The organism is Acinetobacter sp. MF4640, from assembly GCF_002018895.1.
In the GTDB taxonomy this organism is placed as follows: domain Bacteria; phylum Pseudomonadota; class Gammaproteobacteria; order Pseudomonadales; family Moraxellaceae; genus Acinetobacter; species Acinetobacter johnsonii.
The window spans coordinates 1-22,716 of record NZ_MVOM01000015.1 but is presented as its reverse complement, the minus strand read 5'-3'; the positions used below and the strand labels follow the sequence as shown (position 1 = coordinate 22,716).

General features: G+C 40.5%; 21 protein-coding genes. 11 read left to right on the top strand and 10 right to left on the bottom strand.

All coding sequences use genetic code 11. The features are described 5' to 3' along the window. Positions 1 to 223: 223 nt before the first annotated feature. Complete coding sequence (locus MF4640_RS06985) at positions 224 to 1,396, bottom strand: thiolase family protein (protein ID WP_005399498.1); 1,173 nt, start codon at positions 1,394 to 1,396, stop codon at positions 224 to 226. Positions 1,397 to 1,917: 521 nt separating this feature from the next. Between MF4640_RS06985 and MF4640_RS06980 the strand changes: the two genes are divergently transcribed. Then, positions 1,918 to 2,529, top strand: coding sequence for a TetR/AcrR family transcriptional regulator (locus MF4640_RS06980; RefSeq protein ID WP_004693224.1), 612 nt, complete (start codon positions 1,918 to 1,920; stop codon positions 2,527 to 2,529). Between the two features lie 61 nt (positions 2,530 to 2,590). On the opposite strand, the gene cysK is transcribed toward MF4640_RS06980, so the two are convergent. From cysK to rutD, 8 genes are all read right to left on the bottom strand, one after another. Continuing rightward, positions 2,591 to 3,589: a cysteine synthase A gene (gene cysK, locus MF4640_RS06975; RefSeq protein WP_078389093.1), complete on the bottom strand. Its 999-nt coding sequence runs from the start codon at positions 3,587 to 3,589 to the stop codon at positions 2,591 to 2,593. A 160-nt stretch (positions 3,590 to 3,749) separates the two neighbouring features. Continuing rightward, the gene (locus MF4640_RS06970; RefSeq protein WP_413772692.1) at positions 3,750 to 4,586 is read right to left on the bottom strand and encodes an NAD(P)-dependent oxidoreductase; all 837 of its coding nucleotides are present in this window, start codon (positions 4,584 to 4,586) and stop codon (positions 3,750 to 3,752) included. Between the two features lie 45 nt (positions 4,587 to 4,631). After that, positions 4,632 to 5,987: a pyrimidine utilization transport protein G gene (gene rutG, locus MF4640_RS06965; protein WP_078389092.1), complete on the bottom strand. Its 1,356-nt coding sequence runs from the start codon at positions 5,985 to 5,987 to the stop codon at positions 4,632 to 4,634. Positions 5,988 to 6,023: 36 nt separating this feature from the next. Continuing rightward, positions 6,024 to 6,560 carry an NADH-dependent FMN reductase RutF gene (gene rutF / locus MF4640_RS06960; protein WP_227518630.1) on the bottom strand — a complete coding sequence of 179 codons (537 nt, stop codon included), beginning with the start codon at positions 6,558 to 6,560 and terminating at the stop codon, positions 6,024 to 6,026. 73 nt (positions 6,561 to 6,633) lie between these two features. Beyond that, positions 6,634 to 7,017 carry a pyrimidine utilization protein C gene (rutC, locus tag MF4640_RS06955; protein ID WP_078389090.1) on the bottom strand — a complete coding sequence of 128 codons (384 nt, stop codon included), beginning with the start codon at positions 7,015 to 7,017 and terminating at the stop codon, positions 6,634 to 6,636. A 30-nt stretch (positions 7,018 to 7,047) separates the two neighbouring features. Further along, on the bottom strand, positions 7,048 to 7,797 hold the full coding sequence (rutB, locus tag MF4640_RS06950; protein WP_078389089.1) for a pyrimidine utilization protein B: 750 nt from the start codon (positions 7,795 to 7,797) through the stop codon (positions 7,048 to 7,050). Next, positions 7,794 to 8,906: a pyrimidine utilization protein A gene (gene rutA, locus MF4640_RS06945; RefSeq protein ID WP_078389088.1), complete on the bottom strand. Its 1,113-nt coding sequence runs from the start codon at positions 8,904 to 8,906 to the stop codon at positions 7,794 to 7,796. Before rutA ends, rutB begins: the two co-directional genes overlap by 4 nt. A gap of 344 nt (positions 8,907 to 9,250) precedes the next feature. Beyond that, positions 9,251 to 10,054 (bottom strand): pyrimidine utilization protein D, encoded by an 804-nt coding sequence (gene rutD, locus MF4640_RS06940; RefSeq protein ID WP_078389112.1) that lies wholly within the window; start codon positions 10,052 to 10,054, stop codon positions 9,251 to 9,253. Between the two features lie 391 nt (positions 10,055 to 10,445). On the opposite strand from rutD, the gene MF4640_RS06935 reads away from it, so the two are divergent. The 10 genes from MF4640_RS06935 to MF4640_RS06885 all read left to right on the top strand — a co-directional run bounded on the left by MF4640_RS06935 (position 10,446) and on the right by MF4640_RS06885 (position 22,306). Continuing rightward, the gene (locus MF4640_RS06935; RefSeq protein ID WP_004693230.1) at positions 10,446 to 10,763 is read left to right on the top strand and encodes an ArsR/SmtB family transcription factor; all 318 of its coding nucleotides are present in this window, start codon (positions 10,446 to 10,448) and stop codon (positions 10,761 to 10,763) included. Between the two features lie 101 nt (positions 10,764 to 10,864). Further along, positions 10,865 to 12,598: a SulP family inorganic anion transporter gene (locus MF4640_RS06930; protein WP_078389087.1), complete on the top strand. Its 1,734-nt coding sequence runs from the start codon at positions 10,865 to 10,867 to the stop codon at positions 12,596 to 12,598. 233 nt (positions 12,599 to 12,831) lie between these two features. Next, positions 12,832 to 14,025: a serine/threonine transporter SstT gene (gene sstT / locus MF4640_RS06925; RefSeq protein WP_078389086.1), complete on the top strand. Its 1,194-nt coding sequence runs from the start codon at positions 12,832 to 12,834 to the stop codon at positions 14,023 to 14,025. Positions 14,026 to 14,064: 39 nt separating this feature from the next. Beyond that, on the top strand, positions 14,065 to 14,733 hold the full coding sequence (locus MF4640_RS06920) for a YoaK family protein (protein WP_004693233.1): 669 nt from the start codon (positions 14,065 to 14,067) through the stop codon (positions 14,731 to 14,733). Between the two features lie 20 nt (positions 14,734 to 14,753). Beyond that, a complete protein-coding gene (locus tag MF4640_RS06915; RefSeq protein ID WP_005399509.1) occupies positions 14,754 to 15,290 on the top strand; it encodes a DUF2058 domain-containing protein in 537 nt (178 codons plus the stop codon). A gap of 262 nt (positions 15,291 to 15,552) precedes the next feature. Further along, on the top strand, positions 15,553 to 16,791 hold the full coding sequence (locus MF4640_RS06910; RefSeq protein ID WP_078389085.1) for a mechanosensitive ion channel family protein: 1,239 nt from the start codon (positions 15,553 to 15,555) through the stop codon (positions 16,789 to 16,791). A 448-nt stretch (positions 16,792 to 17,239) separates the two neighbouring features. Further along, positions 17,240 to 19,090: an ABC transporter ATP-binding protein gene (locus tag MF4640_RS06900; RefSeq protein WP_078389083.1), complete on the top strand. Its 1,851-nt coding sequence runs from the start codon at positions 17,240 to 17,242 to the stop codon at positions 19,088 to 19,090. 303 nt (positions 19,091 to 19,393) lie between these two features. Next, positions 19,394 to 20,422, top strand: coding sequence for an AraC family transcriptional regulator (locus tag MF4640_RS06895; protein ID WP_078389082.1), 1,029 nt, complete (start codon positions 19,394 to 19,396; stop codon positions 20,420 to 20,422). 71 nt (positions 20,423 to 20,493) lie between these two features. Next, the gene (gene gcvH, locus MF4640_RS06890) at positions 20,494 to 20,868 is read left to right on the top strand and encodes a glycine cleavage system protein GcvH (RefSeq protein WP_004693240.1); all 375 of its coding nucleotides are present in this window, start codon (positions 20,494 to 20,496) and stop codon (positions 20,866 to 20,868) included. Positions 20,869 to 21,127: 259 nt separating this feature from the next. Further along, positions 21,128 to 22,306 carry an MFS transporter gene (locus MF4640_RS06885; protein ID WP_078389081.1) on the top strand — a complete coding sequence of 393 codons (1,179 nt, stop codon included), beginning with the start codon at positions 21,128 to 21,130 and terminating at the stop codon, positions 22,304 to 22,306. Between the two features lie 174 nt (positions 22,307 to 22,480). On the opposite strand, the gene MF4640_RS06880 is transcribed toward MF4640_RS06885, so the two are convergent. Next, positions 22,481 to 22,716, bottom strand: a 236-nt coding sequence (locus MF4640_RS06880) for an integrase core domain-containing protein (RefSeq protein WP_002122586.1), incomplete at its 5' end; no start/stop codon positions are given.

Genomic DNA, 22,716 nt, shown 5'->3' with positions numbered 1-22,716 from the left:
CTAGGTCTAATATCAGACGTTTCAGCAATAAAAGTACATTAATTATACCTTTAGCTGTACTGAACAATCGATGCTTTCCCTGAAAATTTATGTCGCATGATCTGCATGTATTTTACATAACAAAAAAGGCCCGAATCAATCGAACCTTTGATGAAATCAACCATGCCGAATTATAGCTATTTAAAGTATTTTCTTAACAGGCATAGCTAAGAATATTACAGTTTTAGTCCAGCAGCTCGACGGCAATAGCAGTCGCCTCACCACCACCAATACATAAAGCAGCTACACCCTTTTTCCCACCAGTACGTTTCAAAGCATGCAGTAAAGTCACGATAATACGTGAACCAGACGAACCCAATGGATGACCAAGTGCACAAGCGCCACCATTCACATTGACTTTAGCAGGGTCTAAATGAAAACTATCAATTGCAAGCATTGTGACCATCGCAAATGCTTCATTGACTTCCCACAGGTCAACATCACTCGCAGACCAGCCTGCTTTGGCTAAAACTTTCTCAATGGCACCTACAGGAGCAATGGTGAACTCAGATGGATGCTGAGAATTACTTGCATAAGCCACAACTTTTGCCAATGGCTTGAGACCACGTGCGTCAGCAACTTCGGATGAAGTTACAACCAGTGCCGAAGCACCATCCGAAATAGAGCTCGAATTTGCCGCAGTAATCGTGCCGTCTTTTTTAAATGCCGGACGTAAAGTTGGAATTTTATCTACTTTGGCATTGAGCGGTTGTTCATCTTGATCAACCACAACATCGCCTTTACGGCTACTTACCGTCACAGGCACGATTTCATCCTTAAAGAAACCACCTTGAATCGCAGCAACGGCTTTATTTAAAGAACCAATGGCATATTGATCTTGCTGCTCACGGGTATAGCCTTTTTTATCTGCCATTTCTTGAGCAAGTATACCCATCGACAAACTTGTTTCAGCATCCTCTAAACCTTCTTGGAACATGTGATCGGTGGTTTTACCATGTCCCATACGGTAGCCCGCGCGTGCTTTTTCAAGTAAGTACGGCGCATTTGACATCGACTCCATACCACCGGCCACCACAATCTCAGCTGAACCCGCTTTAATCGCATCAGCCGCTTGCATGACGGCTTTCATACCAGAGCCACAAATTTTATTGATGGTTGTTGCACCCGTTGAGTCAGGTAGACCCGCCATACGCATTGCTTGACGTGCAGGGCCTTGTTTTAAACCTGCTGGAAGTACACAACCAAAGACCACTTCATCCACATCGGTCGGCTGTAAGCCAGAACGGTTTAACACTTCTCTAATTGTCACCGCACCAAGTTCAGGTGCGGTACAGCTTGACAGTGAACCTTGAAAACCACCCATTGCTGTACGTACACCGTCTACAATAACAATCATTTTCTATTTCATCCTTTTTTGCAGTTTATTTGCTTTTAGCCCAATTAAGAGACTTAAAAACATTCCCTATCTATTTTTTCATATTACAAAGGGGTTAATCGTTTCAGATCTTATTTTAATGTTTTTCATAGTGCTACCGTCTCAAAGCGAGTCATCTATAAAGACATTAAAATAAACACACGTGAATAAGACATCGATCCATACGACAGATGATCCATTTATCAACCCGCACTGCATTTGAGGCTTTAGCACTAAAGGTTCTTGTCTCTAAGAACACAGTGGCTATACTGACAATAGTGTAAAAATCACGAAAAAGGAATGCAATGGCCCAAATTTGATCTCTAGAGATCAAATTTATTGACAACGAAATGCGAAAATGCACCTGTATTTATTTCTATTGTTGAACAAGTGGATATTTTTAAAACGATTGTAGTAATATCCAAGACCTTAGTTGAATTTTCATTTTCAACCAAGTTCAATAGCCTCTCTATAGTTCTCATGGAATACACTGGAATAAGCCAATGACTTCAGTACGCCAACAAAATTTTCTATTACGCAAAGAGAAAATTTTAGCCATGGCTGAGACTTTATTATTAGACAATAATCAAGACATCACCTTAAGCGAATTAGCAACGGAACTCGATATTGCGAAGGGTACGATCTACAAGCATTTCAAAAGTAAAAATCAACTTTATTTAGAGCTGATTATCTTGAATGAAACTCGCCTGCTAGAAATTTCTCAAAAGCATAACAACGATATTAAAACGTATGTTTCCGAATACATGCTTTATAATATGTTGAACTCGAACCGTACGATTTTACTGCACGTTATTGAAGAACGTTTAACCAATAACGAACGTAAACTCAAAGAACTTTTTGAGAAGCTCTACCAAATACGTGAACAACGTATTATCGAAATTAAAGACATGACCTCTGACTACTTAAAGTCTTTAGACAGCGCAATGTCCATTCGTGACTATTTATCTTATGTATGGACAGTGACCTATGGTGCGTCATTGTTACTCAATTCAACGCATTATCAAAAATCAATCGGTTCTCGCGAGCGTCTGATTAAACTGTATGTCAACCAAGCCCTCATGACACCTGATAAAATTTCACACGCAGCACTTTAAGTTTCTAAACGGCATAAAAAAAGCTAAACATTTTATGTTTAGCTTTTTTTCATCCAGAAAATTAGTCTACGGAAATATCTTCAAACAAAACTGAAGATAAATAACGTTCACCACCGTCAGGTAAAATCACCACAATAGTTTTACCTGCATTTTCAGGGCGTGCTGCAAGTTCAGCTGCTGCTGCCATCGCGGCACCACTTGAAATACCTACCAAAATACCCTCTTGACTTGCTGTTTTTCGCGCCCAATCAATTGCTGTTGCAGCATCAATTGGCATCACTTCATCGACCAAGTCGAGGTCTAAGTTTTTAGGAATAAAGTTAGCGCCAATGCCCTGAATCTTATGTGGTCCAGGCGTCAAAGTTTCACCACGTTTGGTTTGACCAATAATCGGCGATTCAGCAGGTTCTACCGCAACTGAGTACAGGGCTTGTTTTTTTACTTTTTCAAAATAACTTGAAATCCCTGAAATCGTACCACCCGTCCCAACACCTGCAACTAAAATATCAACTTTACCGCCTGTTGCTTCCCAAATTTCTGGGCCAGTCGTTGATTCATGAATAGCTGGGTTTGCTGGGTTTTCAAACTGTTGTGGTAAAAAATAAGTGTCTGGATTTTCATCCAACAAACGCTGTGCTTCTTCTACCGCACCGCGCATCCCTTTTGCAGGGTCGGTGAGAACCAAGTTCGCGCCCAAAGCTTTCATCACTTTACGACGTTCGATACTCATGCTTGATGGCATAGTTAGAGTTAACGCATAACCTTTTGCAGCAGCAACGAATGCCAAAGCAATACCTGTATTGCCACTGGTTGGTTCGACAATGTGCATTCCGGCTTTCAGCACACCGCGTGCTTCCGCATCCGCAATCAGCGCAGCCCCAATACGACATTTTATTGAAAATGCAGGGTTACGGCTTTCAACTTTGGCTAAAACGGTGGCTGGACTTTGTATAATTCGGTTAATACGAACCAATGGTGTGTTACCAATCGCTTCTGCATTATTACTATAAACCGCTATCCCTAAATTATTAGGCGTTGGAAAAGCTGAGTCAGTACTCATACCAATGTTTCCTATGTTGTTTTTAATGATCCACTCATTATCATACCCTGATTTTTAAATGCAAACTGACATTTGGTCGGGCTTATGTTTTTATTTGATAAATAAATCACTTAAACAGAAAAGCATGAGTTTTCCCATGCTTTTCTACCACGCGACCAGCTTAAACGAGCCTTACACTATTCCACTTTTCTAACTGTGTAACGGCCGCGCTAAAATCTACTTGTACAGCCTGTTCTCGATCTGTTTTTAAGAACAGTTCTTGTGTCATTTGAAAAATAGGTGTTTTCATCTGTCCTTCTTTGGCCAGATCCATCGCAATACCAATGTCTTTTTGCAACAGGTTTAAAGCAAATGTTTTTTGAAAAGTGCGGCTCAAAACTTTTTGCGCCATCACCGTTTCAGACATGGTACTTTTACCACTGGAGTGATTGATACAACTCAATGCGCCAGCTAAGTCAACGCCTTGATACTTCAATATGGACAAACCTTCAGACAGTGCCCATAAATGCGTTGCCATGAGCGTATTGTTCACCGCCTTAACCGCAAAGCCTGCACCACTTTCCCCAACGTATTCAATCAGCCCTGCAAATGCCTGAATAATAGGTTTTGCCCTTTCAAATCCAGCGATATTACCACCCACCATAACCGTCAAAGTACCGCGTTCAGCACCAATGGTTTGACCCGAAACAGGTGCATCTAAGTAAGTTACTCCACGTGCTGCCAAATCAGTGGAAATTCGCTGCGCAGACTCAGGCACTCCACTGGTACAATCCACCCATAAACTTCCTGATTTGGGTGGATGTAACGCAATTAAAGCTTCAACGTCTGCACTGGTCGGTAAGCATGAAAATATAATATCGGCTTGCATCGCTTGTTGAAGTTCAACCTGCAAAGTACCGAAGGTTTGCGCATGTGAAGACGCTTTTTCCACTGTGCGATTCCACACCCAAACAGGATAACCCAGTTTTGGCAAATGGGAGGCCATATGCCAGCCCATTGCCCCAAGTCCTATAAATGCAATATTCAGACTCAAAACGTACTCCTAACTGTGAGCAATAGTGCTATTGATTTGATCTTCTGATTTTTCTACGACTTGCTCTTTTTCACTGCCTCGGTTCAAGAAAAGATTAAGAAGAATGGCTGCTAGTGTTGCGGTGCCAATACCACCTAGGTCAAAACTCCCTATTTGTAAGCTGTAATTACCAGTTCCCATAATCAGACACACGGCCCCAATCATTAAAGTACTGTTCTTGGTGAAATCAATTTTGTTATCGACCCAAATTTTTGCGCCAGCAACGGTAATCAAACCAAAAACGACAATGGATGCACCACCCAAGAGTGCAATGGGAATTGTGCTAATCACTGCGCCAAACTTAGGAGAAAGCCCCAGTAAGATCGCAAATACACCTGCAAAAACAAAGATTGTGGTTGAATAAACTTTAGTGACTGCCATCACCCCAATGTTTTCAGCATAGGTGGTCATCCCTGTGCCACCAACTGAAGCAGACAGTGTGGTACATACCCCATCTGCAAAGAAACCGCGTCCCATATAAGGAGACAAATTTTTCCCCGTCATCGCCGACACAGCTTTGAAATGTCCTAAGTTTTCAGCCACCAAAATAATCGCAACGGGTGCAATCAACATCATGGCGTTTATATCAAAGGTTGGGCTGTGGAAAGTTGGCAAACCAAACCATGCTGCTTGACCAACTTTTGCAAAGTCAATTGCAGTGCCAAAACCCATGACATTGGTGAGTAAGAAGTAAATAAAATAGGATGCAACTAAGCCTAAAAGTAGCAGTAAACGGCGCACCATACCTTTGGTAAATACCGCAATGACACTAATACAAATAATCGTGATTAACGCCATCCAAGAGTCAAACTGATTGGCTGACACACTTTTGATAGCAACTGGTGCAAGGTGTAGACCAATAATCATCACGATGGCACCTGTCACAATAGGTGGCATCAACTTTTCAATCCATGCCGTACCAGTGCGTATCACAATTAAGCCAATTAACGCGTACAACACTCCACACGCAATGGTTCCACCCAGTGCTAAAGAAAGATTTGGGTTTGCTCCAACACCTGTATAACCCGTAACTGCAACCACTGCTCCAATGAAGGCAAAGCTGGACCCCAAATAGCTTGGCATACGTCCACCGGTCATGAGGAAGAAGAGTATCGTACCAATGCCTGTAATGAAGATCGTTAGATTCGGATCAAAGCCCATCAGCAAGGGGGCAAGTACGGTTGCGCCGAACATGGCAAAAGCATGTTGCAACCCCAAAATAATGCTTTTTCCTGCGGGTAAGTATTCATCTGTTTGCACAGGCGTTGTATCTAAATCGCCTTGATAAGGCTTAAATTTTGGAAACCACGATTCTTTTGTTTGCATGGGTTTCCCCTCCTTGTAAAAGTAGGAATTTTTGAATTAGCACATTGATAATGGCTCACAGTAACCACGGTTAAAATACATCAGCGCATTTAGTCCATAACTTTGCTTCATGGCTTTGACTTGGCAAAACAGCACATCGTGACTGCCTACAGACATAGTCTGTACTACTTCACAATCAAAACTCACCAATGCATCCTCCAATACAGGTGCATTGGTCAAAAGTGTGGACCATGTGCCCTGAGCAAAACGCTCAGGCATTGGCGTTTTACCCCCAAACAGATTAGATAAATGTTGTTGCTGACTCGACAACGTGTTTACACATAACACTTGATTGGTTTTAAATGTCTCAAACACAGAGGCTGAGCGGTTTAAACACACCAACAACGTCGGCGGTGTATCGGTCACACTACATACTGCCGATGCAGTAAAGCCTGCCTGACCCGCACCCCCATCTGTTGTAATCACATTGACCGCAGCCCCTAGATTCGCCATACCTTGACGAAACGTATGTTGATCCAACATTGCCTCTGGTGCTTTATGATTCTGCATGGTTTCAACTTGATCTTGATTCATCAGTTTTGCATTCATCGTATTCTCCATGCCCTAAAAAATCGTATATCAGGGCATTAAAATTTGATTATTCCACTTAAGCTACATGTGCAACCGAAGCTATTTCAACCAAAGCCTCTGGCTTGACCAGTCCAGTCTGTACGCAATAGCGTGCAGGTTTATCGTTTGGAAAATACTCGGCATATACAGTATTAATCGCGCCATAATCGGCCCAATCTTTCACAAAAACATGATTAAAAGTGACGTCATCCATTGTGCCACCTGCGGTTGCAAGGACTCGTTTAATGGTTTCTAAAATATGTCGAGTCTGTGCTGCTGCATCACCAACGTGAACAACGTTGTTGTGTTCATCAAAGGCCAAGGTGCCTGATACATAAACGATATTGTCAGCCTTAGTTGCAGGTACAAATGGTGCAAGTGGTTTCGCTGTGCCTTCAGGCACAATAATTTCTTTAGGCATGATGTTTCCTCTATTTTTCGTATGTATGACTTATGCTGTTTTTGCCAGTGTTTGACTGCTTGAAGTTTGAAAGGTGTTCACAAAACTTTGTGTATCAGACACCCAACCAAAAAAGGTTTTGATGTTATAAAGACTAGCTTCTTGCACCTCGATAGGCCCAGCTTGATAGCACGCATCCTTAAGAGCGACCCCAAAATACTCCAAGAAAAAACCATCCCTGAGAGTTGACTCAACACAGACATTGGTCGCAATACCAACAAAGACTAAATTTCGGATTCCTCGCACCCGCAACATACTGTCCAGCGCAGTATTAAAGAATCCACTATAGCGAGGCTTTTCTATGACTAAGTCTTGTGGTTCAGGCTTGAGTGCATCAATCAACTCAAAGTCCCAACCACCTTTTGCCAATAGCTTTCCTTGTAGCTCAGGATTTTTTCGCATGGTTTTTAAAGCATTTGACTTATGAAAATTCGGTGAGTCAGTCCCTCCTGCTTCACGGTATTGGTTATCCCAACCATTTTTAAAGTAAATGACCTGAATACCCGCTGCATGTGCAGCAAGAATGGACTTTTGAATATTTTCAACCACAGGTCTGGTTTTAGATACATCAAACCCAGCCAAGTCCAAATAGCCACCTTCTGAGGTATAGGCATTTTGCATATCAATCACGATCAATGCCGTGTGCTCAGGTGCCAATGCAATATGTTCAGGTTCGGCTTTCAAAGTTCTTGCGTGCAGGCACTGTTTAGTAAATTCTGTACAGACAATCGGCTCATTCATGCACTTTTCTCCAAAACAGCTTGGGATGCGTCCTCTTCAATCACGATATGTTCACGGCATTTCATTAAGGGTTGTATGCGCTGACCAAAGTCTTCGACCCCTTGTACAAAATCATCAAAGGTAAGCAAAATACCTTCAGTCCCCTGAATTTCACCAATTTCATCCAACATTTGTGCAACATGTTCAAAAGAACCGACTAAAGTCCCCATATTGATATTCACAGGCGAAACCGAAGATGCCATTTGGCGAATATTAGTATCTGTTCCAGATTTGGTATCTTTACCCCCTTGGTTCATTAGCCAATTAATCGCCTCCATATCCGCACCAGCATTATATGTTTGCCATTTCGCATGCGCCTCTTCATCAGTTTCTGCAGCAATCACCATAAACAACACATAAGTTTGTACATCACGCCCTGTTTTATCGGTTTGCTGTTTTAAGCGCTCATTGATTTCTGCATAAGCTGTCGGTGTATTCAGCCCTTTACCGAAAACAAAGTTGTAATCGGCATATTTGGCAGAAAACTCAAGCCCTGTATCAGACTGGCCCGCACAAATAATTTTCATATCTGCTTGTGGACGTGGGCTCACACGGCAGTCCTGCATAGTAAAATGCTCTCCTTTAAAATCTGAACGACCTGTCGCCCAGAGTTCACGCAAAATTTCCACATATTCGGAAAGATATTCATAGCGCTGTGCAAAATACTCATCTCCTGGCCACATCCCCATTTGCGTATATTCGGGTGCTTGCCAGCCTGTCACGACATTTAAACCAAAACGACCATTTGAAATGGAATCAATCGTTGATGCCATACGTGCCACAATTGCAGGCGGCATCACCAACGTCGCTGCTGTTGCATAGATTTGGATTTTACTGGTCACCGCAGCGAGCCCAGCCATCAAGGTAAATGTTTCTAGGTTATGATCCCAAAACTCTGTTTTCCCGCCAAAGCCACGCAGTTTGATCATCGACAAAGCAAAGTCAAAACCATAATACTCAGCACGTTGAACAATTTTTTTATTTAGTTCAAATGAAGGCATGTACTGTGGCGCGGTTTCAGAAAGCAGCCAGCCATTATTTCCAATCGGGCAAAATACACCTATTTTCATCTCGTTCATCCTCTACACTTATTTCATTATTTGCAGAACATCAAAGGCTAAATACAGCAAGACTTTTAACCTTTAGTTTGGTAAAAATATATTTGCACAAGCCATGCCAACTATTATTTATTATTATTTTTCAACATATTAAATAATTTTACTTAATTTTATTTTTTACCAAAAAGTAAAATTATTTATTATTTTATGCACTATCTCTGTGAGGCGTGATCAATGATTGTGCGGTAAATGATCCAAACTAGAGTTTTTATATTTTTAGCCTAAATAAAAAAGGTGTATAGATTTTAAAACCTATACACCTTCACTTTATAAAGCCAAATTAAACAATCGATAATCTAAACTGAACTTTCCTGTACGGTTAAAAAGCCCAACATTTCCTTATTCATCAGTACTGTTTCGGTTACAGTCGCTGCATGAGCGCCCTGCTTTAAAAGAGTCAACTGTGCATGCGGAAACAACTGTTTTAGGTTTTGTGAGCGTTGGTAAGGCACAAGGAAATCATCTTGGTTTGCAATCAAATGCATCGGTATATTCTGTAAAGTGGCTCGTATCTCCTCGCTCAGTTCAAAGTCCATTAAAGCACTTAGCCGTCGCAATACATTTTCATACGGTGGAAAGTTTTGAATTTGCAACTGTTCTTGTTTTTGAATACTTTCTATATTTGCTGAAATCCAAGCTGGTGGATATAAAAACAAAGCCTGTGCTTTGACATAAGCCTCAGTGCCAGTGCATGTTAAAAGGTTAATTCGGGTTTCAAAGCATTTATAGGTATGCGCATCTAACGTGTCCCAACCATTTAAAATCGTGATTGACAACATCTGATACTCGGTCGATTGACACAAGTAGGCTAACTCCGCACCAATAAAACCGCCTAGTGCATGACCGATAAAATGAAAGCGTTGAATATGTTGTTGCTTTAAAATCAGCAAAAGCTGCTGCCCCAAATCGCGTATACAATAATCTGGTTTTAATAATGTACTGTTTTCATGGCAACCTTCTTGATCGTAAGTTAGGACATGAAATTTGGTTTGTAGGTCTTGAATTTGTGGCTGCCAAAACTGCGCATGTCCACCTAAACCTGATGACAAAACCACATAATCAGCATCTTCTATATGGGATGGAAAAATTTGTACATTCATCTCAAAATTTACTTTTTGGTCAAAAATATTATCTAGCAATAATTATGCCTTTTAATAAATGTTTGTATTTTTTAAATTTATAATGAATTTTTTAAAAAGCTCTGTAATTATGATTTTAATGCCCTCTATATGATAAAATATTCAAAGCTTATTATAAATCATCATAAAGAATGAGTTTTTGATTTAAAAAATCGACTTAAATTATATAAATATCGAGAACTTAAGTAACATTTCGAATAACTAATTTTGATGTAAATATTAAGTATATATAAATTTAGCTAATATTTTATTTCACTAAAAGCCATGCATATTGGACTTGAAAAGACAGCATTATTAACGGCTTGGTTTTATACTAAGCGCACAGTTGTTTTGTTTTATGAGTAGGTTTTAAATGAACACAGGACTTGAAATAACGTCTATGCGCGACTCTGCTGAAGTTGTTGTGAGTATTTTAAAATCTCTAGCCAATACTGATCGTTTATTAATTTTGTGTCATTTGTCGCAACAAGAACTTAATGTTTCTCAAATTGAAGAAATTACCGACATCAAACAGCCGACTCTTTCGCAACAATTAATGATGCTACGTAAAAGTGATGTGGTAAATACGCGCCGTGATGGTAAGCAAATTTATTACTCCATTAAAGATGAACGCATGATTGAAGTTTTAAATACTTTGTATAGCTTGTACTGCCCAAAACCACGTCTCTAAACCAAATCACTGCTATATTTTCTGTGCTCTGAAAACGAATGCTAAGACTTCTTAGCATTTTTTATGCATAATATATCTAAATTTGTGATTTAGATTTTTTTATGTCTGATTGGAATCGTCGTCTAAGCCATTATCTACCCGCATGGCAATGGCTCAAGAACTATGACACGCCTACGTTTAAGTCAGATTTACTTGCATCTTTTATCGTCATTGCCATGTTGGTTCCTCAAGGCATGGCCTATGCCATGTTGGCAGGCTTACCGCCAATCACTGGGCTATATGCCAGCATTATCCCAATGATTATTTATGCCATCGTTGGCGGCAGCCCGACGCTTTCTATTGGCCCTGTTGCCATCATTTCGATGATAACCTTTGCGACTTTGAACTCGATGTTTGAAGTTGGTTCACCTGTTTATATACAAGCGGCATGTTTATTAGCCCTAATGGTCGGTATCATTTCCCTGCTGTTGGGTTTATTTCGCTTTGGTTTCCTCATCCAACTGATTAGCCACCCCGTCATCCAAAGTTTCATTATTGCATCTGCTTTGCTGATTGCGTTGGGTCAGTTGAAGTTTATTGTCGATCTGCCTTTAAAAGCCAATAATATCCCCGAGTTTGTGGTAAGTGTTTGGCAATACACCAGTTTAACCCACATAGGTACGCTGCTGTTTGGACTGTGTGCAATCGCATTTTTAATTTATGTACCAAAGCTGCTGAATACTAATACCTTAAAAGGTTGGTTCGGATCGACCGTATTACTTTCGCGTACCATTCCTTTATTTTTAGTGGTTGCCTCGATTGCCTTGGTCTATTTTTTCCAACTGCAAACGCTTGGAATTAAAACCGTCGGAATCATTCCATCTGGTATGCCTCCACTCGATATGCCGTATTGGAACTGGACTTTAGTTCTGCAACTTTTGCCAGGTGCAACCATGATCGCGATGATCAGTTTTGTTGAATCACTTTCCATTGCTCAAGCCACTGCTTTACAAAACCGAAGCCAACTCAACAGCAACCAAGAACTTATCGCTTTGGGGTTAGCCAATATCAGTGCAGGTTTCAGTTCGGCCTTTCCTGTAACAGGCAGCCTTTCTCGTACTGTCGTTAATGCAGATGCAGGCGCTCAGACCCCTATGGCTGGTGTCCTCTCTTCGCTGTTGATTATTGTAGTGAGCTTATACTTTACAGGTTTCTTTCAGGACCTTCCTTTAGCTATTTTGGCTGCAACGATTATCGTCTCCATATGGAAACTTGTGGACTTTAAACCCTTCATCGAAGCATGGAAATATTCCAAAGCAGATGGTATCGCGATGTGGATTACCTTTTTTGGTGTGGTCTGTATCGATATTTCAACTGGCCTGATCATTGGCATGATCTCAACCTTTATTTTGTTGCTTTGGCGGATTAGCCGGCCACATATTGCTGTGATTGGCTTGGTCGAGGGGACTCAACATTTTCGCAATGTTGAACGCCATCAAGTTCAGACGACGGCACAAGTACTGTCGATGCGTATAGATGAAAGCCTAACCTTCTTAAATGCCAATATATTGAAAGGCGAGCTGATCAATGCCGTGAGCCAACAACCTGAGTTAGCCCATGTGGTGATTAATTGCTCCAGTGTGAGCAGTATCGACTTGAGTGCTTTAGAAATGCTGGAAGATATTAATCTAGAATTGGCCAAGCAAAACATTCAACTGCATTTGTCCGAAGTTAAAGGTCCTGTGATGGATCGACTGCAAAGCTCAAAACTATTGAAACATTTGAGTGGGAATGTCTTTTTAACTCACTATCAAGCCATTCAGACCCTTTCACCTCAACTGCTTAAAACTTCATAAGAGACCGAATGTCTGCTTGCACTTTTTCAATATAGTGAGAAATATCAAGCAGGCATTTATGATAAAAATCCATTAAATATGTCATTTTTATGAATTAAAATGAATAATAAAAACTGGAATTACAATAACTTAATTTTTATATCTAAATATTTTTCAGTCAGTTAGCAAATTAGGTATAAAATGGCGCACTTAAAATCCGTATTTTGTCCTCGTAATTTCAACAAGGCGCCTCTATGTTTTCTGTTTTAGCGCGAATGAGTCTAGTTACTCGAATTATTATTGCCATTATTTTGGGTATTGGTGTAGCCCTTGTTTTCCCAGGCGTTGCACCTTATTTGAGCCTGCTAGGCGACTTATTTATTAAAGCGTTAAAATCTGTCGCGCCTGTACTTGTATTTGTCTTGGTTCTTGCTTCTATTGCAAATTTTAAAGTAGGTCATAGTGCGAATCTGCGTCCCATCATCATTATGTATGCTGTGGGTATGTTACTGGCAGCTTTTTCAGCAGTTGTGGTCAGCGTCATTTTCCCAAGTACTTTGTTCTTAAACTTACCTGCAAATACTGACTTACAACCACCAAGTAGCTTGATTGAAATCTTTAAGAACCTACTGCTGAGCTTTATTGCTAACCCTGTAACTGCCATTAGTGAAGCAAACTTCATTGGTATTTTAGCGTGGGCTGTGGCCTTGGGTGCTGCATTCCGTCATGCCAAAGACTCGACCAAAGACTTGCTTAATGATACTGCACACGCAGTAAATAGCGTGATTCGTTTGGTGATTAACTTTGCGCCTATCGGTATTTTCGGTCTGGTGGCGGTAACCTTTGCAGAAACAGGTTTAAGCACATTAGCAAGCTATGCACATTTATTGGCTGTCTTACTTGGCACAATGGCTTTCGTTGCCTTAGTCATCAACCCGCTTATGGTTGCAGTGGTAACACGTAGCAATCCATATCCATTGGTATTTCAATGTTTACGTGAAAGTGGTATCACTGCTTTCTTCACGCGTAGTTCTGCTGCGAACATTCCTGTGAACTTAGATCTTGCAAAACGTTTGGGTGTGGCTGAATCTACAGCGAGCGTTGCCATTCCACTGGGTGCGACCATTAACATGGCCGGCGCCTCAGTGACTATTACTGTGCTTACACTGGCAGCAGTCAATACGCTAGGTCTTAATGTTGACTTTACCACCATGATGATTTTATCTGTGCTTGCAACAGTTTCAGCTTGTGGTGCTTCTGGTGTTGCGGGTGGTTCTCTACTCTTGATTCCTGTAGCGTGTGGCCTATTTGGTATTTCATCTGATATTTCAATGCAAGTGGTTGCAATTGGTATGGTGATTAGCGTACTACAAGACTCTACTGAAACTGCATTGAACTCATCAACTGACGTATTATTTACTGCAGCAGTTGACCGCGCTTCAAAATAATATATTGTAGAATCAGTATATTATTTCTTTTTTGAAGTTATGCCATTTCAACACTTACCACTTTGGATTCAACTGGGGGCATTCTTTCTTGCAGTCAATGCAGGAATGATTAATGTCTTAGGACTGGTGACTGTTTTACACCAGTCTGTTTCCCATATGACTGGTAATGTAAGTGTTTTGGCGATGTCGCTTGTACATTGGCAACCCGAAAGCATTTTATATTTGCTATTAGTAACTGTCTGCTATGTCATCGGTTCATTTTATAGCGGTGTAATTCTGGGAAATAGTCACTTTCGATTGGGACGCCGCTATGGCGTACCACTCACGTTAGTGGCTTTTTTTATTTTCCTATGTTGGTTCTTTCTGCCTTATTTTCCGCGCTATGCTTTACTCTGGGCCTGCGTCGCAATGGGTGTGCAAAATGCCATGGTGAGCCATTATAAAGGCACTATCATCCGCACCACACATTTATCGGGTGTTCTTACCGACCTCGGCTTAGCGCTTGGTTATCGTGTGCGCGGACTCGTGGTTGAACGTCGGCGCGTAGTTTTACATCTTTTGATTTTAAGTGGCTTTTTGATCGGCGGACTCTGTGCAAGTTGGATGTATCCCTATTTAAAACTCAATTCTTTTTTAGTTCCAACAGCATTAAGCTTGATCCTTAGTGTTGTATATTGGATCATTTACTTTCGTTATCGTCGTTTTTAAACGCAGTTGTGGAATTCGCTATGGTAAAAAATGCATTACAGGCTCAGTTACTCAAAGCCGGTTTAGTTGACAACAAAAAGGCCAAAAAACTTTCTAAACAAGCAGTGCATGAGCAAAGAACAGGTCAAAGCAGTGAAGCTGAGATCAAGGCAAAAATTGCACAAGACAAACAGCAAAAACAGGCCAAAGATCAAGCCATCGAACTTGAGAAGAAAGCGATATTGCAAGAAAAAGAGCTCAAAGCGACGATCATTCAAATGATCACGCAGCATAAAATCCGTGATACCGATGGTGACGTGGCCTATCAGTTTATTGACGATGGCAAAATCAAAAAACAATATATCAATCAACAAATTTATAATGCCTTGGTTGCTGGTAGCCTCGTGATTGCACGTGATCATGAAAGTTATGCCTTCTTACCTAAAGCTTTAGCTGATCGTATTAATGCCAAACTTGAAGGCTTTATTATCGTAAATACTTCAGAGAAAAATGAAGCAGTCACCGATGAGGAAGATCCATACGCTGCGTACGTGATCCCTGATGATCTCATGTGGTAATTTGAACCATCAGAAGCTTCCATATTGGAAGCTTCTTTTTTCCTAGTTCATTATAAAACTAATTTACCATTCCACTGACCTGACACATCCCGACCATCAACAATTTATACTTCATGACATTCAAATATCGATTTAAAAACCGAATCTACGAGAGTAAATAAACAAGTCGTTGATAACATGTATAAACTTAGTGACACAATTTGCTTAATTCGCATAGCTGATTACACTATTTACAGTGTTTTAATCAAAAGAAGATCGCATTTTGGATAATTTTCATTTTATACAGAGTTTAAAAGATTGGTCGGATCAGTATCCTTGGATCGAAATGCTGACAGGGTTCTGCATACTCATTCTAGTGGCTATACTGGCGTATATTATTGCCAAGCATGTTGTCGTTCGCGGCATTCGGCATCTCATCACTAAGCTAAAATTTGCCAATCACGACATCATGTCGCAGCATAGCGTGATTCGTCGAATTGCGAACATTGTCCCAGCAATCGTCATTATGAATGGTATCGTTACCGTTCCTCACCTATCTGCGAAAATGGTCACCTTTGTCCAAATGGCGGCACAGGCCTTTATTTTCTTAACCATTGCGCTGGCGATTGGTGAATTACTGAATATATTCAATTTGGTTTATCAACGTAATCCAAAGTCTAGAAATAAGCCTATCAAAGGCTATCTACAGCTGATCAAACTCATTATTTTCATCGTTTGTGGCTTGATGATCTTAGGGACTTTCCTGAAAAAAGATGTCTTCACCTTGCTGGCGGGCTTCGGTGCTATGGCGGCAGTGCTGATGTTGGTCTTCCAAAATACCATTTTGTCTTTGGTGGCTTCTGTTCAGATTTCATCCTACGACATGGTTCGCATTGGAGATTGGATTGAAATGCCATCTCTGAATGCAGACGGTGATGTCATTGATATGTCATTACATACCATCACTGTACAGAACTTTGATAAAACCTTTACCACGATCCCAACCAACAAATTGGTCACAGATACTTTTAAAAACTGGCGGGGTATGTCACAGGCAGGCGTACGTCGTATCAAACGCTCACTTTATATTGACCAAAGTAGCGTTCACTTTATGTCTGAAGCAGAGCAAAGCAAACTTAAAGAGTTTTTATTATTAGACCAATATTTGGATCACAAAAGCACAGAGCTGGTTGAGTTTAATCAAAAACTGAGCAATACATCTCCTTGTAATCAGCGACGTTTAACCAATATCGGGACCTTCCGTGCGTATGTTGAGCTGTACCTTAATCAGCATCCGAACATTTCAAAACACCAATCTTTAATCGTACGTCAGCTACAACCGACTGAAAAAGGCTTGCCACTGGAAATTTATGCATTTAGCAATCAAATTGCATGGAAAGACTATGAAGCGATTCAGTCGGATATTTTCGATCATTTAATTGCCATTCTTCCCGAATTTGGTCTCAAAATTTACCAAGCACCATCGGGATATGACATGCAAATCGCACTGTCAAACCCGTAATTTTTTCACTTTGGTATGCTAAAACTACCCTAGTTTTGGCATACCAAGGTCTTAAAAATACAGAATAATCATTTCAACATACGGTCTAAATTACTAGTTTTAGAATACAGATTCTGAAAATACATAACATTAGTTTTTCAACAACTGTGTTATTTACGTTGTGTATTATGTAAATTAAATACTTGATTATTTACATGAAATATATCACAATATCAACCTTTTCTCTTCATTAAATTAGCCACTCCTTTTCACTTTGTAAGACTTTCTAATCAGACTTTTATATCTATTCATCTACATTTCTTGCTATCAATACTGCTACAACAACGTTTAGTCTCTGGCAATTTACACAGACGACTGAGGTATTTTCATGCTAAAATTTTCAAATTCTGCTTATTTATAAAACGAGTCATTAACTCATAAATGACTTATTTTTTTGAAGGTTTTATTCATGTTCAAATGGTTTGAAAAACGTGTTGATCCCTATCCAGACGAAGGTTTAAACCAACCTTTACCGACCACGTTCTTTCCGTTTGTATGGCAGGCCGCTAAAGGTGTGCGTGGCTATTTGTTGATCTTGGTTTTATTCACGGCTGGGGCTGCCAGCTTTGAAGCTTTGTTCTACGCCAAAATTGGTGACTTAGTGAATTGGCTCAGTAAAAGCCAGCCAGAAACATTTTTATCGGAACATGGTTCAAACTTAGCCCTTCTATTCTGTATTTTATTGGCCAATATTTTATTTGCCAGTTTACAGTCGATTATTAAACACCAAATATTATTTAGTAATTTTCCTATGCGTCTGCGCTGGCGCTTTCATAATTTACTACTGAAGCAAAGTCTCGACTTTTTTCACAATGACTTTGCAGGACGCCTCTCCGCAAAAGTCATGCAAACCGCACTGGCAATACGTGAGTTTTGGGTTATTTTGGGTGACATGTTGGCTTATGTGCTGATTTATTTTGTCACGGTCAATCTGGTGCTTGCCGCTATTTCTCCGCTCCTAATATTACCGTTACTGGTCTGGTTAGCGTTGTTTATCTGCGCAGCGTATTACTTCATTCCACGTTTGAGCAAAGTTTCAAATGAACAGGCTGATGCCCGAGCTGTAATGACTGGCCGTGTTACCGATGCCTATACCAATATTCAAACAGTAAAGCTTTTTGCCCATGCAGGACGAGAAAGCTTATATGCCAAAGCCTCGATGCAAGAGTTCATGGTCACCGTCTATAAACAAATGCGTTTAGGCGCTAAATATGAAATCAGCATCCTGTTTTTAAACATAGTGCTTTATGCGGGTGTATTGGGTACTGCAGTTTGGTTATGGATGAATGGGCGAGTTGAACTTGGTGTTATTGCTGCTGCAACGGCTATGATTTTAAAACTGAGCAGTATCGCTGAATTTATCATGTGGCAAACCTCAGCACTTTTTGAAAGTGTCGGTACCATTCAAGATGGCATGAAAACTTTAGGTCGTTCGATCACGATTCAAGACAAACCTAATGCCAAAGACCTTGAAGTTAAACAAGGCATGATCGAATTTAAAGACGTCACTTTTGCGTATAACAGTAAAAATGTCATAGACAATTTAAACCTACGCATCCGAGCTGGTGAAAAAATTGGGATCGTGGGTCGCTCTGGTGCAGGGAAATCAACACTGATTCAACTATTGCTACATTTTTATCAATTGAAACAGGGTGAAATTTTAATTGATGGGCAGAATATCGAAGATGTCACTCAAGACAGTTTACGTCGTAATATTGCCTTAGTGACTCAAGACACCTCCCTGCTACACCGTAGTGTTGCAGAAAATATCAAATATGGCCGTCCCAATGCGAGTGATGAAGAAATGTATGCTGCTGTACGTAAAGCCAAAGCCGAAGAGTTTATTCCTCAGCTGAATGACTTACGTGGTAAATCAGGTTATGAAGCCTATGTTGGTGAGCGTGGAGTGAAACTTTCAGGTGGCCAACGCCAGCGTATCGCCATTGCTCGTGTGTTCTTGAAAGATGCACCAATCTTAATTTTAGATGAAGCCACCAGTGCCCTAGACTCAGAAGTTGAAGCTGCAATTCAATCTAGCCTTGATGACTTAATGCAAGATAAAACGGTGATTGCGATTGCGCACCGTCTTTCAACCATTGCTCAAATGGATCGTTTGATTGTGCTTGATGAAGGTCGTATTGCAGAACAAGGGACACATGAAGAACTGATTCAAAAAAATGGTATCTATGCGCACCTTTGGCAGCGTCAAACAGGTGGATTTTTAACGGAACAACATCCAATTAAAAAGAAAGAAGCCTAATTTTACTTTCCGTCCTCAGCACGCTTAGATCATTATCATCAATGATTTTAGCGTGCTGATTTTGAAAAGATTTTACTTAACTTTTAGCATCATTTGCTGAGCCTTGATTTTTATCGAGAGTCTTATATTTTTGCTCAGAAATTTATGATATTTATAATATCGTTCCACTAAATCAAAAATGTAAAGGATACTGAATTGATATAGGCTCGGAACATATTGTCCAACAATATGCTCCATGAATTTGAAATATTCATGCCAATATAACTTCAGTCAGAAAAGAAAGAAAAATGCAATGGATCGCGCATGAAAACAGTTTCACTTCGCCAAGATCAAGGAATTCGTGGTGTTTATGGCTTATTGTTGTTAGATGTTGTGTCTCGTTGGGGCTATAACGCAGAGACGCTATTTTCCCCTTTTCAACTCACGAGCGAACAACTCGCAGAGCCGGACTTTCGCATACCTGTTCATACTGCCAATGAACTTGTGAAGTTGGCCAGCCGTCTCACTGGTGAGCCCACGCTTGGCTACCATCTAGGCACGCAAATGCGTATTTCAATTCATGGCTTCATTGGCTATGCCATTATGACAACTCATGATATTGGCGAAGCCTTGGTACTTGCTAACCGCTTTATTCAACTGCGCATGCCTTTTTTGCAGCTTTTCTTTTCCACCTTTGGCGAAAAAGCGACTTTACAATTACGCTGTGATGTCGATATAGAACCGTTGCGTACCGATATTGCGATCAGTATTATTTTTGGCATTGTTTCGATGAGTAAGGCGCTCACTGGTATTGAAAATCTGGCTGGGGAAATTGATTTCGATTTTCCAGAACCCGAAGGCTTTGATCGCTATCGTGCAAAGCTACCTAACCATAGTGTTCGCTTTGATCAACCACATTTACTTTTGAGTTTTGATAAGCATTATCTCGGCTTTAAAATGGTCAATGCTGACCCACTTGCAAGCCAAATAGCCATTAATCAGTGTGAAGCTGAGCTCTCAGCCATGGGCGAACGCCGAAGATTATCGATGCGTGTACGTGACATTTTGACGCGCTCAGAACAACACTATTTAAGCATCGAGCATGTCGCTGACCTCTTACACATGTCTGATCGAACACTGAAGCGCCAACTGGCTGCTGAAAGCACGTCTTTTTCAACCATTGTGGATGAAGTGCGTTACCGTCATGCCACGTCACTTTTGTCACGTACAGACTATAGCTTAGAGCAAATCGCAGATGAACTGGGATATAGTGATGTGGCAAATTTCAGCCGAGCATTTAAGCGTTGGAGTGGCCGCAGCCCGAGTAATTGGCGTAAAGATCCGTATTTATAGATCTTTTGTTTTGATAAAAAAGCATGTATAAATCATGCGAAAAATGATTTTTGTATTTTAAGGAGTTATTCATGAATCATCCTTCAGAATTGAAGTATGCAAGTACACATGAATGGGTGCGTATTGAAGGTGATCTTGTTGTAACTGGTATTTCAGACCATGCACAGGATGCCTTAGGCGATTTAGTCTACGTTGAAACACCAGAAGTTGGTCAACAAATCACTGCAGGCGAACAAGCGGGTGTGGTTGAATCTGTAAAAACAGCTTCTGATATTCATGCACCAGTTTCTGGCACCGTGGTAGAAATCAATGCCAATCTGGAAGATGATCCTGACTTCGTCAATGATGACCCCTACGGCAAAGGTTGGATTTATAAAATCAAACCAGACAATATCGCAGATGTAGAACAACTCCTTTCAAGCACAGCCTATGAAGCAGGTCTATAAGCCTAGTATTCATATTTACGGCTCAAAAAATCAGTCTGCGGACTGATTTTTTGCAACTATCCTCTTATTTTGATAAATTAACTTAATATTTTTCAGTTCAACTCGCTTAAATACCAGCATTTATTACTATAATTATACTTTTCACGTGCATTATCTTATAATTTGGTTATTCTAATTTCACAGCCGTGACCTAGCTTCTGCATAAAATAATAGCAACAGCTCACGCCCTGTGGCCTCTTCTTCGAACCAAAGGTTCTGCATGTCTGCTCTTAATACATCGTCGCTATGGAATAAGTCTTTTATTCTTTGCTTAGTGAACAATCTGTTTTTGTTCATCTTTTACTTTGCGCAGACCTCAATCCTCCCAATCTATATTTTGAATGATTTGGGTGGAAGCCTTGCACAAGCAGGCTTAGCCATGACTTTGTTCATGGCATCGTCTATCGCAGTTCGCCCTTTTAGCGGAATCATTATTGAAAAATTTGGCAATAAGAAAACGCTTTTTATCGCGGAAGCTCTATTTTGTTTGTTTTCCTTGGCTTATTTGTTTGCCGATAATTTACAACTGCTGTTACTGATTCGTTTTCTACATGGCATTTGGTTCAGCATCGTCACCACAGTTGCCGTACCTATCGTCAATGAGTTTATTCCAGAAAAACGTAAAGGCGAAGGCATGGGCTATTTTGTCATGTCCATTAATCTAGGGATTGTACTTGGGCCATTCCTCGGTTTAACCCTGATCCAGTCTGCATCCTATCCAATGATCGCAGGGATTTTAGCGTTTAGTGTCTGTCTCGGTTTCTTGTTTTGTTTCTTTATCCCACTTCAGCAGACCACCAAAAAATTGACACCACCCGTGAAGCGCAAGCTCAGTATCCATGACTTTGTTGAAACTAAAGCCTTGAATATTTCAATTATGGGCATGATCATTTCTTTTTCCTATGCCAGTATCATGTCGTTCATTTCAACTTATGCAGAGTCTAAACATCTGCTGAACTACGCGAGCTTGTTTTTTATCGTCTTTGCGATTTCCATGATGAGCCTACGTCCGATTACAGGCAAAGTTTATGACCGTCGTGGGGCAAGTTATGTGATTTACCCAGCGATTATATTATTTAGCTTAGGACTTGTAATTCTCAGTCAGATTCAATCTTTGACGGGTTTATTGGTTGCGGCAGTATGCGTTGGCATGGGCTTTGGTTCTGCACAGCCTTGTCTACAAACTTTAGCCATTCAAGGTGCTGAAAAGCATCGGATTGGCCATGCGACCTCCACGTTCTTTACCATGTATGACTTAGGTATTGCTCTTGGCTCTGTATTGTTGGGTCTACTCATTTCTAAGCAAGGTTATAGTTTCACCTATTTATTCTGTGCACTGACAACCGTTTTAAGTTTATTTTTCTATGCCTTTATTACGAATAGAAAGAAAACCGCTTAAAACATCAATCCGTATGCCCATAGTAATGAACATACGGACTCAAAAATTAAGCGTCGTCTTTCTCTTCTTCAGCTTCTTTGGCCTTTTCGGCAACCGCTTGATCAAAAGACAAAGCACTACTTGAGTTTAACTGTGTGAACCGTACCGGGTTTGTCGGAGACTTTTTTATTTAAGTTAGGCCACCTGACCTAACGGGTTAATCTTATCATAGTACATTGCTTCAAACTCAAAAGGCGATACATAACCCAGTGCACTGTGTACACGCTTTTTATTGAACCAATCTACCCAGTTTAGTGTCGCAAGTTGTACATCTGCTAAACCTTGCCAATCTGCTTTTAAATATTCAATCACCTCTGTTTTGTATAAGCCATTCACCGTTTCAGCCAGAGCATTATCGTATGAATCACCAG